Consider the following 15,533-nt stretch of genomic DNA (forward strand, 5'->3'; position numbering starts at 1 on the left):
AATGGAACCGATAATTTAATCTCCAAATTTAACATTTGAATTAAAAATTTAATCAAATAAAACCTGGTTTTATTATTTTTTCAGAATATCTTCGACTTTTGAAATGTCTGGGAGACCACGAGTAGCTCCGTACTCTGTTACACAGTTAGAAGCAACGAAGTTTCCAACCAATCCAGATTTGAGTACATCTTCGCCCTTAAGTTGGCTATGTAAAAATCCTGCATTAAAGGCATCACCTGCACCGGTGGTATCTACACATTTAACTTCAAACGCATTAATAAATTCTGACTTAGAATTTGAAGACACGTAAGCACCTTCTGAACCGAGTTTCACCACCATGATATCTATGGAATATTCCTCATGTAATTCATCACAACCTTTAACAACATCATCACCAGTATCTAAATTAGTTTTTAAGAATTTAAGTTCCTCTAAATTTAAAAGTAAGATATCAGTCCTACTTAAAAACTGATCCATAAATTCAAAACCCTTCTCCACATAAAGTCTTCCAGGATCTAAACTAACTTTAACTGCATTAGAAACATTTTTTAACACGGTTTTTTGAGTTTCAATGGAATCTAAATATTTTTTACCCACAAAGGAACTTAGGTGGAGAATTTTTGAACTGTTTAAAACTTCCAGGTCCACATCGTCCAGTTTTATACAGTCATTTACACCTGGATCAACGTACAATGCCCTCTGCCCTTCCTCATCAATGTATCCATTTACAGTTCCACTTCGATCAGTATCAGCAATTTGTACCATGTTTGTGTTCACATTCTCATTTTGAAGGTTGTTTAAAAGCAAACTTCCCTCTGGATCTGCTCCAACTTTACCAACAAATCCTGTTTTGTTACCCAATCTAGAAATTCCAATGACGGTGTTGGCTGCAGAACCGCCGCAAGATTCTGTGTAATCTTGTATGTAGGATTCTTCATCTTCCCGGGCTATACTGTTTACATGATACAGTTTATCGAGATTTAATGCTCCAAATCCAATTACATCCAGATTCATTTAAACAACTCTTTAAGGTCGATCTTGTATTCCCCGAGTTTACCATCATAATTTCCTGCTGAAACCTTAAAAACACCATCATAATCTATTAAAGATTCAATTCCAAGCTTCATAGCCTCTTTTAAACAGGTTTGGTTCAGTCCATTTATAACTATTTCAGGTATGTATTTAACTTCAGGAGGCACCATAGTTGATTCCTTCAGTTGGTTCTTGAGCGATGGACAGTAGGGATGATTGGTGGTTGGTCCAATCCATGGATAGTTAGTTTCAGGTTTACTTGCAGCGGAACATATATCAAATGGAGCAATAACACCTTCAACAGATTCAATAGCCTTTAATGCAGTTCTTCCAGCTTCAAGCACTGTTTTTTTATCTGTGCACATGTACCAAAAGTTAGCACCCATGATCCCATTCATGTATCCTATTTGCTTTTCGATTTTAAAATCTGGGATTGCTATGGGAACCACGATCATTTCCCTGTTGTAAATTGTTTCTTCCCATTCATAGCCATCACCACAATGTCCCACGTTCTTCATGGTGCCTATCCATCCATCTGGATTTTGAGAAGCATCAAATAGGCTTGTGAATGGTTTTACAAGTATATCCTGTCTTATTCTGTAGGATAATTCGACTCCAAACTTTTCAATATCTGAAGTGTTGTACCAGAACTGAAGGATGGCACCCTTACGGTTATCAGGTGTTTGATCTTCATTTAACCAAGATTCTATACCTCCCTCAACCCTTCCAATCACTGTTCCAGGTGTGGATGTAGCATCGTACGCAGCTCGTTTAAGAGTTTCTTCATCATCAGCTGTTACAATAACTCTAGAGCATATACCCTTAAATGCTTCACAATAGGTGTTAACAACCTTAGATTCTAGATTTTCATGGGTTTTCATATTATCTCCGTTAACTTTATTTTTATTTAATAACAATTTTTTTTATCCGAGCCCACCTATGGATTCTCCCCTTAACTTTCTTCGTATTATGGTACTGGATTTTATTAGTTGTTCCTGGTTGTCAGTATTTACAATTTCAACAGTTGGAAGTTTTGATTTGGTGATAGTATTTTTAAGATCTCCATTCACATAATCTGCTTCAAGACTTTTAGTTGGATTTTCTGAGTAGAGTTCTACAAATTCCAACACAGTTGATGTTCCATGGGTGTTAAAGATATCAGCCAGTATAGATGTGATGGTTGTGTTTTCAGATAACACTGCAATTTCACTTTCATTTATTGCATATTCATTGCCATTGAAAGACACTGAAATTCCATTGTTTTCCCGTGCAAATCTCAGAGGCTGGACATCTGTGATACTGTCCCCTATATAAAAAAGATCTGATGGATTGAATCCATTTTTAGAAATAATATCTAGAACAGCATCTTTTTTACCTTCTCCTCCCACGGGATGAACCATGTTCATCAAGCTTCCAGACTTGAGTTTTGGAATTTTGTTCCAGAAAATGTCCTCCAACACATCAAAATCGGGATTTTTGATTATGTTGGATCTGAACTGTTTCAAAGTTTTCTTTTCAGTGTCAGATATCTCAACAAGGTCTAGGTCGAGTTCTGTTGAATAGGTGTTTTCAAATGGAAATCCTGTTACATTACAAAGGGCCTGAATATAGTGGTTGTAACTTGTGCTCACTATAAACGAAGGCATAGTATTTTTAATGTAGTTTAGTGTTTCAACTGCACCATTTATCATGTGAACATTTTCAGTTGAAAAATTGATTATATTTTCATTGTTGGCTTCAAAGGCTTTTAAAAAAGGAACTATAAGTTTTAATGTTCCTCCTGCATTGTATCCTGGCCTCTTTAAAACATCGGCAAGCACGTCATCGTACTTACTTATTATTTCAAAAAATTTTTCACCATCATCTATAAAATGACCTGCAAGTTCAAATGCATTATCATTAATTGATATGGGGCCTTCACAATCGGAGACAAAAAATTTTCTCCCCATGTTTCTTTCCTCCATTTTAAAAAAATAAAATTTTTAGTTATTAGCTTCAGTGGAAGCAGTGTTGGATTCAGTTTTTAGTTTTATAGCATTAACAGGGCAGATAATGTCACATTCGCCGCATAATATGCATTTTTCAGTGTCAACTATTACTTCGTCCTTTTCCAGTTTAAGTGCATTGGTTGGACATTTCCTCACACAGATACCGCATGCCATGCATGCTTCTACATCTGTGACAATTTTTCCTTCCCTTTGTCCAGTAAGTGCATCCCTTTTAAAGAAGATTTTACCATCTTCAACCTTGAAATATTCTTCTGCAAGTTCTATGGCATTGAACTGACAGGTTTCAATACATTTACCACAGTGCACACATCTATCATCAATGTGTACAGGTGATGGCATTTCAAGTTCTATACATTTAACTGGGCATTCTGACATACAGGCACCGCAGCCTATACAGTTATCTTCAATGACTTTAATGCTTCTTTTAGGATTGGTGACTCCAATAATTTCATTTATATCTTCAATTTCAAGTTCGTTGTGGGTCATTGCCTTGATCTCTTCGGTTATGATGGGTGTAACATCTTCCTTAAAGGATTTTTCACTATGGTTTGAAGATATCTTTCTGGCAATTCCATTTAATATGCTTGAAATTCTTATGGCATCCTTGGATAGTTTGCCTGCTTCATTTTCAAGAAGTTCAGACACTATTTCCATGGTTTTGATCTTGCTGAAATTTTTGTACGCCCTCTTCCTTGAGGAATATTTGATTGCTGCAGATGGACACACATTCATACACTCTTCACATCTGGCACAGTATGATGGATTTATAAATGGTAATTTACTAACTTTTCCAACATTAATTGCTCCTCTAGATGGACAAACCTTTGTACAAGTCATGCAACCTATACAGTCCTTTTGATTCACAACTATTGCCTTTCCACCTACAACGGACCTTGGAAGGATCTCACCGTACTTGATGGCTTCTGTAGGACACACCCGTGCACAGTATCCACATCGTACACAAGTATCTTCATTAATTTCACTGTGAGCTTCCTCATTACCCGAACTAATAAGCTGTATAGACCCTGTTTTACATGCCTTTACACATGCACCGCACTGTCTGCAAAGTTTAGTATTTATATTGGGAACATTTTCTCTTATAGGTTCTGAAAGAGTTGTTTTCATGTTAATTGCATTGTATGGACAAGCTTCTCTGCACAGTACACATCCAACACATTTATCATCTATCTCTATCTTACCATCTTCAGTCTTCCAAATAGCATCTACTGGACATGACATTAAGCATGGTTTATCTTCACAAGCTTCGCATTTGCTGCTGTCAATATTGTAATCAATTTCAACATCTCTTATTGGTTTACAATATTTTTTAGAGTTATTAGTAGTAGTTGTAATAATCTCAACTCCTCACAGGTAAATCTGATGTTTTAACTGTCACATGAATAAGCTTATCTGCTTCATCTCGCTTGTAAAGGAACCTTGAGATATAATATCCAATCGCACCAAATGGACAAGTTTGATAACAGATACTGCATCTCAAACACTTATCAGGATTTCTAACAACACCTTCCTCACTGGTGTACTTAATTGCACCAGAAGGACATTCCTTAACGCAGAGTCTGCAGTTGGTACATTTATCTTTGTCCCATGTAATGACCCTCAATTTAAGCCTGTCAGTTATATTTTCTATTATGTCATCTATGAGCTCATCATCATCCAATATTTTTCTGGCGTCTTCAATGAGTTCAACTGCGGAAATATCAAAGCTGTAAACATCAGAACCCTCAATATTTTTGATTTTGTTTTGTTCTGCTTCAATTTTAGCTTCTAAACCATCAACCACAAGGTTTATAATTTCCTTTTGCTCTTCAACATGTGAAATATGAATTCCTTTAATAGCACCCTTAACAGGACAGGTTTTAAGACATTCACCGCAAGATATGCATTTGGATTGGTCGATAACTATCTTGTTATCTTCTTCAAAAATAGCATCTCCAACCTTACAAGTTTTCATACATTTTTTGCATCTTATACAGAGATAATCGTCTATTACAAACTTTTTATCCACTGGAAGAATTGTGAAATCTTCCCTTATCAAATGATTTTCACCACATGTAAGGGTCTTGGGATCAGTTGGACACACTTCAGCACAAAATCCACATCTAATACATCCCCTGTTGTTTATCACAGGATATGTAAAACCATCTTCATGCTCACTATCTTCATCCCTAACCAATTTAATTGCCATGGGTGCTGGACAGGCCGCAGTACACGCACCACAAGCTATGCAGTACTCTTTATGTACCTCTGGAAAGTTTCTAAACCTGTCTGGTGCATCCATTATTTCTTTGTCACTCTTAGCAGCTGCAAAATTTTCAGCCCAAGACTTCCTTGCAAATTCATATAGATACCATATAACCGAAGACATTTACATCATCCTTTTAATTTGGAATTTATGTTGTGAACACCGTGAAAATCAAGAACACGTCCTGATTCATCCAGTATAGTAACTCTTTCTGCACATGCAATGCATGGATCACTTGTTGCGTAGGTAGCAACCGCATCAGCAACTGTTGGAACATCGTTTAACATGTACTTGGCACAAGCATCGATGTTCATTATACTCGGTGTTCGGATAGAAATATTTTTTATGAGGTTTCCGTTGGTTTCAATGGAATATGTAACTTCACCACGTGGAGCTTCATTCCTCCATTCTGCCACTCCTGCAGGTATATCAATCTTTTTACGAACATCACCCTCTGGAATGTTGTTTATAACTTGTTTAATTAAACTTATAGATTCCCAAACTTCATTAAATCGATTCATTGTTCGTGCGAAGTTATCTCCTTCTTTTCTCCACACAACGTTCCAGTCAAAGTTATCTTTGTAAGTGTGATGCTGTTCTCTCACATCATGTTCAAGACCTGAAGCACGTCCTATTGGGCCAACTGCCCTTGCCATTATGGCTTCTTCTCTAGTCATAACTCCCACATCCTTGGATCTGAGTCCTCCAACTAAGGGTCCGTCTTCGTAGATCTGCACGTACCTTCCGTAATCAGTTTCGAGTTTGTTCATTATTTGCATGATCTGGTCCATATGGGTTTGTTTGATGTCCATCTTAACACCACCAACCACGTTCCATCCCATGTTTACTCTGTTTCCTGTTAACAGTTCAATGGCATCCATCACTGGCTCTCGAAGTGCTAACATGTACATGAATAATGTTTCGTGTTCTACAGCCTTGAAATAAGTGGAATTTGCAAGTAAATGACTCTGAATCCTATCTAATTCATTGGTCAATACCCTAAGGTACTGTGCCCTCAATGGAGCATATTCTCCTGCAATTTTTTCAAAGGTTTCTGCAAATGTTTGTGTGTGTACGTAGGAGCAGATTCCACAAACCCTTTCAGATAAAAAAATACCTTTTTGCCAGGTTTTACCCTGCATTATCCTTTCAATACCCCTATGAATGTAACCATAATCTATTTCCGCACTTAAAACTTTTTCTCCACGAGTTTTAAGTTTTAAACGTAATGGTTCCTTTAGACCGGGGTGTACTGGTCCTATTGGAAGTATCATAATTTTTGCCTCCCTCTAGCTGCTATTGCATCTGGCCCTACAGCTAAAATTGCCGCTAATATTTCAGTTGGACGTGGAGGACATCCAGAGACTTCTGCATCCACAGGTATATAGTCAGATACCGGTGCATTTACGCTTGATCCTTCTTGATTAAATACATCCCCTGTAAGTGGGCAGTTACCTATTGCAACCACTACTTTGGGTTCCGGTGTCTTGGCATATATTTTCTGAAGCTTGTCCTTCCACTGTTCTGCCAAGGCTCCTGTTATTAGAAGCACGTCTGCTTCCCTTGGATTATTGTGAACATATATACCATACTGTTCAAGATCGTACCTTGGGGATAAAAGTGCAACAACTTCTATATCGCAACCGTTGCAGCCCCCTGTATTTACGAGACAAACATGTATGGAGCTCTTCCGAATTATGTCTTTAAGACCATTTAACATTTAGTTTACCTCTATTATTTGAGGAGATATTCGAGCAAATCTGCCCTACCATCCTCTATAGCTTCTTTGTAATTTTTATTATTTTCAAGTACGTTGTATGCTATTTTATCTCGAATAGTCTTTGCTTCCTCTTTTGTGAGGATGTTCATGATATCGCATAACCAGCAGAGTCTGAGATCTGCATGAATTCTTTCTTTAAGACATCTTAACTTTGAAGACTCATAACGAGGATTAATAGCCTGTAAACTGGACATATCCAATCGTTTCATAAGAATTTCTTCCAGTTCTTCAGGTGAGATTTCAAGTTCCTTTGAAAATGGCACAATAACATTTTCATGCCATTTATAACTGGCTAAGATCCTTTTTTTCATGGTTATGTAAAGTTCTTCATTTTCTGCTTCTGTGTTAGGTTTGTAAGAATTCATATTAGCACCGTTCCCACCCATATCAGAGCTGAAATAGCAAATCCAATCACTGTTTCGTATCTACCATATCCTGGCCTCATTCCCATGACAATTGCAATTAAAAAGATTCCCACAGTGATGGTTATAACTGGTGAAACCCAAGCTGAAATCAGCTGACTATTTATTGCAAGTACCCAACCAACAATTGCCAGTATGAGTGCTACCATGTCAATATTTTTGGTTACAAAGGGTGCTGTATATTTTTTGTAGCTCAGCACAAGTCCCATTGCTGATCCTATGATGAATGAAAGTATGTATATTAAGTAGCTTATGTCGTTCATTTAATACACCAGTTAAGTAATTTTTTTTATGCAGGTCTGTAAAGGTATATGAATGATACTATGAATCCCATCAATACCAAGATCATGGCGATGTTTTCAAGGTTTTCAGAGAGATGAATGTACCTTTTTTTGTACTGAAGTCCTGCCAAGATCATTAAGATAAAAACTGCCACAGTCAAGGGCAGAACAACGATCCATTGTTGGAATGCTGCCAGTCCACTGGCAATAACGGCTCCAGAAGCAGCTAATGCCATTAGGAACAGCACATCTTTTTCTTGTTCATCCATTTTCTATCCTCTATTTTTTTGTGAATAATAATTCTTGATTTCTTTTTTTTGTAATGATTAATTCTTAGATCATGAGCAAGGCAAATGAACCCACTATACCAATGAATGCAAAGGTTACCTGCATCATAATGGAATGATTTGGATTGAGTAATGGTGTTGTTGCGTTTATAAACGCTATAATTGAAGACATTACAATCATTCCAATCAAGTATACTGGTATGCTTATAGGTCCGAGGAATACTGTTAGGAACACCCATAATAACATGTACCAGGCTATAGACTCTGACATCATCAAGTAACCTCTTAAAAGGCCGAAATGTTCTGTTTCGTACCCTGAAACTATGTCTTTACCCTTGGTTATTGCAAATGGGGAGTAAGGAGCTTTAGACATTATTAGTACGAAGAACATGAGTGCTGCAAGTGGTATTGCATAGAGTAAAGGGCCGTGTACAGCTTGGTAATTTATCAAGCCTGTGATGTTCATTGTACCTGTTTTAAAGTAGATTATTACTAAAACCGCGAATAACGGAATTTCTGCGGCAGCAGAATAAACCGCTCTTACACAGCTTAATTTTCCGTAGGGGGATCCTGATGAAGATCCTGCATTGTGTTCTACGATTTTGTGAACTGCGTAAATACCGAATATTAAGAGGAGTGAACCTCCTGTTACTGGACCTACTATAACTGCTGCAACCCATATCATGCTCAACATGGCTGTTATTGCTATGTAAAATGGCATTGCTGCAGTGTATGGAAACGCAGATTCTTTAATGAAGAATTTGAGTGTGTGCAATATATGTTGGATGATTGGAGGTCCTGGTCTTCCTTGGATTCTTGCCATTATCTTACGCTGAAGTCCGAAAAGCAAACTACCTATTAAAAATGCTATAATAACATTTATCAAGATATTAGTCATCAAATTCATTCGATCACCAGCCGAACATCACGAATTTCAATTATTAAATTTATTATGGGATCCATTGTTATCTACCTAAAATTTTAAGCTTCAAATATGTCTTTTTAGTATCCTATGAAAGGTTCCCTTCTTTTCTCTTCTTCTTCATCCTTACTGCCCTTGGCCATTGTAACGAGCCCTAGTGAAAGTATGAATAAAGGTATTGAAACCAGGGAAATTGCATAAACAATCCAGCTAGTTGGATTAAATATTATTGCATATACAATACTAGCAAATGATGCGATTAAAAGTATCCAACCGGTTGTTTTAAGATTATCCATTGATTTTCACCTTTAAAATGGTTTATTTATAATTAATAATATCTCTATGAGTCTTACAAGTATTAACAGTGAACTTAGATGTATTATAAGGAGAAATGGTGAACCTGGAGTTCTAAACATTTCTGCTTTAGTTGCAAAAAATGGAGCAACACCTGTCTCTCCAGCTACTCCTAAAAACAGGAGTATGGAGCCCAGTATCATCATGGGTGTGGTGTATGTTAAAGAGTTGATATCAAGCAAACTGAGAGTACCTGTTGCTGCTAATATCAATGCTGCCCCTCCAAAAAGTGGTAATGAAGCCATCATTGCTATTAAACCGTACTGGTAGGCAGCGTCTAATACATCAACCTGTTTGACTGCACCTACAATTCCGATGTTAACAATTCCTGTTAAACATACAAAGAGTGTGAAATCGAAGAGATCCCCAGTGATCATTGCTCCAGCAGTAGCGAGTCCACATATTATGGCAAGAAATCTTCTGATTTTAAATTCTTTTTTAGCTACAGTAACTGCTCTATCACCTAATTTACCAAATTCAGCTTCAATTTGGGTTTCTGTTTTACTAATAGCTATAATAGCTGTGAATGCCAAGGCCGTTGCGAACATGAAGAGGTTGAATTGAGTGAAGTAAAATACTATGTCTCCAAGGGGTATGATTCCTATTATTTGTGAGCCTAATATTGTGATATCCATTTAAATCTACTCCTTTTTAAATTCCTCTCTGTTCATAACTCCTATCAGGCCAGCTTTAAATGCTACCTTAATAAATACACCGAAGGCAGCAAGCATTAATCCAAGTAACCAGTACTGTGGGAACACGAAAAGTACGAGGAACCCCACGAGCCATAGGCACCATGCTATGCCCGATACTCCTGCGAGTCCTTCCCACACTCCTGATGGTACTCCCCTTACTTTCATAGACATTACATAAAAGAGTATACCTGCTCCAGCTATAGCTCCTCCTGTAAATCCTGAAAGGAAGGCTCCATAAACGATAAGTATAATTGCCAAGAAAATGGGAGCAGTTTGTAGTATTTCGAGGTTGAAGTGTAGGGGTGTTGGTATGAGTTCAACTGTTTTGCCACTTTTACGCATTTCTCTGCTCATGAGTATTTCGGATATGGCCATTATCTCAGCGAGTTCAACAACTAGTCCTGGAAGTATTAAAGACTCTGCAAGGTCTGTGCCCACCGCAGCCACAAATATTAACATTCCAATACCCACAATGTCTGTTAGTATTAAAACCTGCAGATCATTTTTCTCAACCGATATTCCGAAGAGACCAATGAGTCCTACTAATATTCCAACTATTATTGCAGGAGCATATAATCCAACTACAATTGGAGAAACAACATCAGGTACAAGTATCAATCGTCATCCCTCCTCATAGTGAAGTTTAGAGCTATCCATGATGCTATAACAAAGGCCATCATAAGGATGCTTGATTCTAGAACTGTGTCAAAACCCCTTGTGTAGTATAATATTTCATCTATGAGTCCTCCTGGTGAGGAGTATATGGATGTACCATAGTAGAAGGTAGTGTTTTTAACACTTATTGCTATTGGAGATAGATATGCTGTAATTTCTCCTATTGCCGGTGCGTACTGTGGGTACTGTGCCTTTACAATTCCCCTTTCCTCGAAGGGTATTCCTCCTCTGTCGTATGGTGCAAGAGGATCCTGGGCATTAATTTGCTCTTGAGGGGCAGGTCTTGGGTACAGTTGTTGATTATCAAGGGCTAAAGGTATGAATAAACCGGCTATTAAAACAATACCAAGTATCAGTGCAAATAATCGTGGGATCTTCTCAGGATTTGCGAGTGAATTCCAAAGTCTTCCTATACTCTTCAAAGTTCAGCCCCCATTTCTTCAAGTCTTACTACTGCCCTTAAAAGTATTAGAGTAATGATTGCAGTGGCTGCAATAAATGTTACCAGGGCAATTGTGTGGTTATAAGTTAAAAATATCATTGAAATACCAACAGCTGGAATTTCAGTGTTAATTGTTCTTACAACAGGATCTTTAACACCTGGACCTATGACGGTTGCTATGCTCCCAACAATAACGAGTATGCATCCGGTGTAGAACCATACATAAACATCAAGCAATGAATTTTTCCCCCTGGGATTTGATTTTTTTCTCTCGAATCTCATTGATCTTGGTTATGGCTATGAGCAATATGATAGTGGAAATTGGATCGAATATGGCTCCTGCCATTGCAACGTCCAAGTATTTCGCTGCTACTATCATTCCAATCAACCCAGCTTCGAGCAAAGCCAACATTATAACCTTATCGATAGGTTTTTTTAACATTATGATACCAGCAGCCCCTATCAATGCAAGTCCTGCTGATACAGTTGATAAATTTATGAGGTCCCAAAACGGATACATTTTATTTCACCATTATAAATCCATGTTCATAATAATTATTATTTTCAATCGTCGAGAACTATCTCCCGTTTATTTCTTCCTATGGAATATGCTATGGCATTTGCACTTAAAGTGGAGCAAATAAAGAAAGTTATTGCTATTATTGCTCCGAATGGTGTTTGTATATAGAGTGCTATCATTCCAGATAGTGCAAAACCTATAACGTTAAGGTAAAGTAACCTAGCTGCTCTATCTTCTGCAATTAATGTTCTTAGAGCCATTAATAGTACAATGATACCTAATATTTCGATTAGCATTATATTATAACCTCTGAATTCTTTATAGGATTAGTGGATTGCATTTTTTTTACATCCTATGTAAGTTCGGTGTACCTTCCCATTTTCTTCGCAATTTTACCCAATAATTTGGATGCAAGTGGATGGTGAAGTCCCTGTATCGTGACAATAGCTAGAACCATACCAACTATGAAATATTCTGGCCCTATTCCTATGAAAGATGCCAGATATATTATGATTGTTATTGTTAGTGCTCCGGTTGTTCCAGCGTATCCTGGATCTGCACACAACCTGTTACCGAAGTACACGAGTGCAGCTGCAATTAATCCACCTTCGGGGGTGCCTATGGTAAAGCATGCTGCAGATGCTAGAAGCGTTCCTGCTGAGGCATCAGGAGAACATACTATATTTCCCTGGAAAAATCCACCTGCAAGATCTCCTCCCCTCTTCTTAACTGCCCTTCCAATAACATCTGCACCTTTAACACCAGGTGATTCAGGAAGTCCCATCCATGTATCAATAATTACAAAGTTCAACCAGGAGAGTATAGCTGCTATCGCAATAGCAAGAATTTCATTCATTATGACTCCTCCATAACAGGTTCAGGGAGTACCCTTTCTAGGATGTATTTGGAGAATAATGCAGTTATTATTCCTATAATGGCTGCCACCAACAGCCCATCCACACCAAGTTTGAAAACCATCGCACTAAAACCGAGTGCAAGTACTGCTGTAGGGAATACTATGCTGATAGTCCAGGATTGTCGCATTGGCCTTTCAGGAAGAAGTGGTATTCTTAAAAGTAATCCAACGACAATGGATGATATCACTGCGACTGCATAGCTTGAGATCAAGATCACATTAGCATGAATAATCATGATAAAACATCAACCTTTGGGTATTTATATTTTTGTATTTGAACAATGTTCAATTGTTAATAAAATTTCTATAGTCGGGTATTATTATGTTAACTATTTATGAAAAATATTTAACATTATTGTTATTTCTTTAAAAAAAATTGCAAAAATTTGCAATAAATTGTATATTGGATTGGTTTAAACATTGCCTCCGTAATAAATATTCATTAATATGTCACATAGGGTTGTTCAATGAATCAATAAGTAAAGTTTGTGTTCTTGTAGTATTAAGTTAACTATAATAAACCCTTGAATCTCCATCATCAAACACTGTACTTTTTGGATCAACAATAACACTCATGTTAAGATAAACTCTGTTTCTATCATTCATACCAGTGTAGCCAGTTAGATAGTAATTATTAATATCGAGCTTTCGCTGGTAAATATATGAATTATTAGGATCGTAACTTGTAAAGTCGGTCACACCATTTTCTAACGCTATTTTATCCAACGAGAAGATGTACCTATTAAATATGAACCTTCCATAAACATCTGCATAGATGCTGTCAGATACCTTATTCTCTGAAAGCCAGAGGGCCGAACCAGCCTCAGCTGAGTTGAAAAGCGGATAGTAATCAGATGCTAAATTTCCATTACTCAGCGACATCGGCACAGAAGTATCAGAAATCACACTCGCAAGACCCGCATTAAAAATTAAAAAAACTGCCATGAAAACAGTGAAAATCTTCATGGGAACAGAATCTCCAAGTTCATGCCCATTAAAACCCTTGGTAAACGATTCAAATACCTTGATACCACCGTAAACACAAAACAGTGCCAGCACCAAGAAAGTGATTTCGTAGATCCGGGTCATGTTAAAGGCGGCCCTGAAAGAAGGAAGTAAAAAACCTGCAATAAGCATGACAAATGCCATAACAGCAAAGGCCAAGTACTTAAATTGAAACTTCTTAATCTTCATTTCAATGAAGAAAAAGAAGAATCCCATTATGGTAAAGAAAACCACTACAAAATTCATATACCTTAAAACACTGACTATCCAAGTTTTAAACGGCCCCAAAGTCAGTGTTAAAATGAGTAAAACAGCAACACTCACACCAATCACTATACGATAATCTAACCAGTCAGCAAATTTAGTAACCTTATCCTCATAAGATTCCAACTGCCTCTCAAGCTTAACAAACAAGTACAACACCCCAACCAAACCAACAACCACCAGTGCGAAAATGGCAAAGAGGGCAAAACTCAAAACATCACCAGAACCACCAATGTATTGGCCTACTATCTGGGTCACATTTAAGAACACAACACCGAGAACATCTGTGATGGATTTAAGTGCAAAACCCTGAGCATAACTACCGTACCATAGATAAGCCACAATCGTCGTGAAAACAGTTAAAAATAATAACAATCCGAGGTTGTTAGAACTGTTAAAACCCATGGTTTTTCTAGATAAACCAAACCTGGAAATGTTGTAAACCAACATTAGGAAAGTCACGCCCAAAATACAGATAAGGAAAAAGTAGGTCAAAGAATAATGAGAAACAACCAAACAAACACTGAAAACAGTTAAAAGCGCCACGATAGATGGTTTATATTTTCTCTCAAGAATGAGCAACACTAGAAGAACCATGAAAAATTCAGCGGTCATCTCCCTTGAAATAGTAACCAGTTCTATAAAAAATGTGTTGAAGGATACGAAGAGGAACACAGCTAGAAATGCGAGCTTAGAACTATCAATCTGCGACTTGAAGATTTTATAGAGTCCCATGGGCATGAGCGAAAAGATGAAGGGATAAACCAGCTTAAAAACATGGTCAAGATCAATGTGGGTGAACAACGAGTAAACCGGAGCCACCATAACAACACTCAACAATGCATTGTAGGCATCCGGAAGTGAGAAATTCCACAATGAATAATTTAAAACCAGATTGGCCAGATAAAATTCGTTTTGCACATCCCAACCCCAAACCATGGAAGAGATAAGAGAACTCGAGTACAGAAGTGAGATTGAGACTACCCAAACAGCAAATATATAGAACTTTTCAGGAATACAATCGTAAACCACCAAAAACAGGACAAAAACAATTAAAACCAACAAACAAATGGTTAAAATATTGTTAGAATACAAATTCATCAAGTACGAACCAAACACAGCTAAAAACGGCAGTAAACAAAGAAATAGAAAACTTGGCCTGTACAGTTTACCAATATCAATACAGCTACCACAGTTATCAGAGTTAAGAGGTTCAAATTTTCCATCCCTCAAATAAGACAGCAAACACAGCACCAGCACAAGGAGGGTGAAGCAGATACCCAGGTTTGTTAGGGTCAGGGGAGTTTTCACACCAAAAACCGGCAAACAGATGTTCATGATGTAACCCGTGAACATGAGAACAAACAAACTCAAGCCAACACCGTACAAAAGAGATTTAACACTTCCAAGATGGTGCAGCCTTAAAATTCTGAGGATCAAGTACCCTGGAACAAAACTAAGATAAACAAAACCAATTAAAGGAGTGATCACAGGTATAATAACACCCTTCATGCTTAGAAACAAACTTAGAAGCATTAAACTTTGCATCAAAATAACTACTTTGACAAACTTAGGGAAGTGCCAATCATTCATTTCTAGGGGATTGTTAATCAACATGATATCGTAAACAAATATAGGGAAAGCTCGAATCAATCTAAATAAGGGT

At 37.4% G+C, this 15,533-nt stretch carries 21 protein-coding genes; all 21 read right to left on the bottom strand.

Annotated elements, in window-relative coordinates:
- Positions 1-72 precede the first annotated feature (72 nt).
- The 21 genes from METBO_RS06365 to METBO_RS06465 all read right to left on the bottom strand — a co-directional run bounded on the left by METBO_RS06365 (position 73) and on the right by METBO_RS06465 (position 15,484).
- Positions 73-1,014 (bottom strand): carbohydrate kinase family protein, encoded by a 942-nt coding sequence (locus tag METBO_RS06365; RefSeq protein WP_013644864.1) that lies wholly within the window; start codon positions 1,012-1,014, stop codon positions 73-75.
- On the bottom strand, positions 1,011-1,913 hold the full coding sequence (locus METBO_RS06370; RefSeq protein ID WP_013644865.1) for a formylmethanofuran--tetrahydromethanopterin N-formyltransferase: 903 nt from the start codon (positions 1,911-1,913) through the stop codon (positions 1,011-1,013). Before METBO_RS06370 ends, METBO_RS06365 begins: the two co-directional genes overlap by 4 nt.
- A gap of 42 nt (positions 1,914-1,955) precedes the next feature.
- The gene (locus tag METBO_RS06375) at positions 1,956-2,981 is read right to left on the bottom strand and encodes a hypothetical protein (RefSeq protein WP_013644866.1); all 1,026 of its coding nucleotides are present in this window, start codon (positions 2,979-2,981) and stop codon (positions 1,956-1,958) included.
- Positions 2,982-3,014: 33 nt separating this feature from the next.
- Positions 3,015-4,394, bottom strand: coding sequence for a 4Fe-4S binding protein (locus METBO_RS06380; protein WP_048186387.1), 1,380 nt, complete (start codon positions 4,392-4,394; stop codon positions 3,015-3,017).
- A gap of 4 nt (positions 4,395-4,398) precedes the next feature.
- Positions 4,399-5,427, bottom strand: coding sequence for a 4Fe-4S binding protein (locus METBO_RS06385; RefSeq protein ID WP_013644868.1), 1,029 nt, complete (start codon positions 5,425-5,427; stop codon positions 4,399-4,401).
- Positions 5,428-5,432: 5 nt separating this feature from the next.
- A complete protein-coding gene (locus METBO_RS06390) occupies positions 5,433-6,578 on the bottom strand; it encodes a hydrogenase large subunit (protein ID WP_013644869.1) in 1,146 nt (381 codons plus the stop codon).
- The gene (locus tag METBO_RS06395) at positions 6,575-7,024 is read right to left on the bottom strand and encodes an NADH-quinone oxidoreductase subunit B family protein (RefSeq protein WP_013644870.1); all 450 of its coding nucleotides are present in this window, start codon (positions 7,022-7,024) and stop codon (positions 6,575-6,577) included. The genes METBO_RS06390 and METBO_RS06395 overlap by 4 nt, the downstream gene beginning before the upstream one ends.
- 14 nt (positions 7,025-7,038) lie before the next feature.
- Positions 7,039-7,449 (bottom strand): DUF1959 domain-containing protein, encoded by a 411-nt coding sequence (locus METBO_RS06400; protein WP_013644871.1) that lies wholly within the window; start codon positions 7,447-7,449, stop codon positions 7,039-7,041.
- Complete coding sequence (locus tag METBO_RS06405; protein WP_013644872.1) at positions 7,446-7,769, bottom strand: energy-converting hydrogenase subunit EhaL family protein; 324 nt, start codon at positions 7,767-7,769, stop codon at positions 7,446-7,448. The genes METBO_RS06400 and METBO_RS06405 overlap by 4 nt, the downstream gene beginning before the upstream one ends.
- Before the next feature lie 26 nt (positions 7,770-7,795).
- The gene (locus METBO_RS06410; protein ID WP_013644873.1) at positions 7,796-8,056 is read right to left on the bottom strand and encodes a hypothetical protein; all 261 of its coding nucleotides are present in this window, start codon (positions 8,054-8,056) and stop codon (positions 7,796-7,798) included.
- 64 nt (positions 8,057-8,120) lie between these two features.
- Positions 8,121-8,981 (bottom strand): respiratory chain complex I subunit 1 family protein, encoded by an 861-nt coding sequence (locus METBO_RS06415; RefSeq protein WP_013644874.1) that lies wholly within the window; start codon positions 8,979-8,981, stop codon positions 8,121-8,123.
- 95 nt (positions 8,982-9,076) lie between these two features.
- Positions 9,077-9,292 carry a hypothetical protein gene (locus tag METBO_RS06420; RefSeq protein WP_013644875.1) on the bottom strand — a complete coding sequence of 72 codons (216 nt, stop codon included), beginning with the start codon at positions 9,290-9,292 and terminating at the stop codon, positions 9,077-9,079.
- Between the two features lie 12 nt (positions 9,293-9,304).
- Positions 9,305-9,985 carry a proton-conducting transporter transmembrane domain-containing protein gene (locus METBO_RS06425; RefSeq protein ID WP_013644876.1) on the bottom strand — a complete coding sequence of 227 codons (681 nt, stop codon included), beginning with the start codon at positions 9,983-9,985 and terminating at the stop codon, positions 9,305-9,307.
- A gap of 6 nt (positions 9,986-9,991) precedes the next feature.
- A complete protein-coding gene (locus METBO_RS06430) occupies positions 9,992-10,663 on the bottom strand; it encodes an EhaG family protein (protein ID WP_013644877.1) in 672 nt (223 codons plus the stop codon).
- Positions 10,660-11,142 (bottom strand): EhaF family protein, encoded by a 483-nt coding sequence (locus METBO_RS06435; RefSeq protein WP_013644878.1) that lies wholly within the window; start codon positions 11,140-11,142, stop codon positions 10,660-10,662. The genes METBO_RS06430 and METBO_RS06435 overlap by 4 nt, the downstream gene beginning before the upstream one ends.
- On the bottom strand, positions 11,139-11,399 hold the full coding sequence (locus METBO_RS06440; protein ID WP_013644879.1) for an EhaE family protein: 261 nt from the start codon (positions 11,397-11,399) through the stop codon (positions 11,139-11,141). Before METBO_RS06440 ends, METBO_RS06435 begins: the two co-directional genes overlap by 4 nt.
- Entirely contained in the window at positions 11,392-11,682 is a 291-nt protein-coding gene (locus METBO_RS06445; RefSeq protein WP_013644880.1) for a DUF2108 domain-containing protein, read from the bottom strand. The genes METBO_RS06440 and METBO_RS06445 overlap by 8 nt, the downstream gene beginning before the upstream one ends.
- A gap of 44 nt (positions 11,683-11,726) precedes the next feature.
- A complete protein-coding gene (locus METBO_RS06450) occupies positions 11,727-11,978 on the bottom strand; it encodes a DUF2109 domain-containing protein (RefSeq protein ID WP_013644881.1) in 252 nt (83 codons plus the stop codon).
- A 56-nt stretch (positions 11,979-12,034) separates the two neighbouring features.
- Positions 12,035-12,538, bottom strand: a complete 504-nt coding sequence (locus tag METBO_RS06455) for a hypothetical protein (RefSeq protein WP_013644882.1) — start codon at positions 12,536-12,538, stop codon at positions 12,035-12,037.
- Entirely contained in the window at positions 12,538-12,834 is a 297-nt protein-coding gene (locus tag METBO_RS06460; RefSeq protein WP_013644883.1) for an energy-converting hydrogenase A subunit A EhaA, read from the bottom strand. The genes METBO_RS06455 and METBO_RS06460 overlap by 1 nt, the downstream gene beginning before the upstream one ends.
- Positions 12,835-13,105: 271 nt before the next feature.
- Positions 13,106-15,484, bottom strand: a complete 2,379-nt coding sequence (locus METBO_RS06465) for a DUF2206 domain-containing protein (protein WP_144017530.1) — start codon at positions 15,482-15,484, stop codon at positions 13,106-13,108.
- Between the last annotated feature and the right edge of the window lie 49 nt (positions 15,485-15,533).

Source organism: Methanobacterium lacus, from assembly GCF_000191585.1.
Classification (GTDB): domain Archaea; phylum Methanobacteriota; class Methanobacteria; order Methanobacteriales; family Methanobacteriaceae; genus Methanobacterium_B; species Methanobacterium_B lacus.